This window comes from Rhabdothermincola sediminis, from assembly GCF_014805525.1.
Taxonomy (GTDB): Bacteria; Actinomycetota; Acidimicrobiia; order Acidimicrobiales; family Acidimicrobilacustridaceae; genus Rhabdothermincola; species Rhabdothermincola sediminis.
On sequence record NZ_JACFSZ010000046.1, the window covers coordinates 1 to 1,044 of the forward strand.

General features: G+C 67.6%; 1 pseudogene and 1 other annotated feature. The pseudogene reads left to right on the forward strand.

From position 1 onward, the window contains the following. Window positions 1–114: 114 nt before the first annotated feature. A pseudogene (locus tag HZF19_RS16110) lies at window positions 115–920 on the forward strand (IS3 family transposase); the annotation flags it as partial. Next, window positions 195–311, forward strand: a sequence feature (AL1L pseudoknot). Its footprint overlaps the pseudogene before it by 117 nt. Window positions 921–1,044: the final 124 nt, after the last annotated feature.

The window sequence follows — 1,044 nt, forward strand, 5'->3', positions numbered from 1 at the left end:
CCCAGCGACGATCTCTTTCACGAGCCCGAAGCCCAGCCGGAAACCGTCACTGCCGGGGCCCCTCTCCCGAGGCCACCCTACGTGGCCACCCACTCAAGCCGAGCGGGCAACCTCAGTGATACAAGCCAGAAGAAGGCGCTTGAGCAGGAGCTGCGCGAGACGCGCCGAGCGAACGAGATCTTGCGGAAGGCGTCGGCGTGTTTCGCCCAGGCGGAGCTCGACCGCCCATCGAAGTGATCGTGGGGTTCATCGACGAGCATCGGGGCCAGCTCGGAGTCGGGCTGATCTGCCGTGCGTTGCGGATCGCTGCGAGCACCTACTACGCCGCCAAGCGCCGCGAGACCTCGCCGTTAGCGCGTGCCGTGCGTGACGTCGTGGTGATGCAGATCCTGATGGTGTTGTGGGTCGCGAACCGCAAGGTCTACGGGGCGCACAAGTTGTGGAAGGCCGCGCGTCGTGCCGGGCACGAGATCGGCCGGGACCAGGTGGCCCGCCTGATGCGCCAGATGGGCATCGAGGGCATCAGCCGCCGTCGCAAGACGATCTGTACGACGATCGCCGATCCCGATGCGGTGCGGGCGCCGGATCTGGTGAACCGGAACTTCAAGGCCGCCGCGCCGAACCAGTTGTGGGTGACGGATCTGACCTATGTGCCGACCCGGTCGGGGATGGCCTACGTCTGCTTCATCGTCGACGCGTTCAGCCGCCGGATCGTGGGGTGGCGGGTCGCGTCGAACATGCGCACCGACATGGTCCTCGACGCGCTCGAGATGGCCAGAGCATCACGAGGCACCCGCCGGCTGGGTGGCCTGGTCGCACACGCGGACGCCGGGTCGCAGTTCACGTCGGTGCGCTTCACCGAGCGGCTCGACGAGATCGGCGCCCGCCCCAGCATCGGCACCGTCGCCGACAGCTACGACTGCGATGATCCTGGTGTGCTGCTCCGGTCGGCCTGACCCTTGCTATGACCGGCCTCGTGCCCTTGCGTTGACATGTCGTCCGGCCGGAGCAACACCCGACATCCGAGGCTGCCCGCCAGCCGGA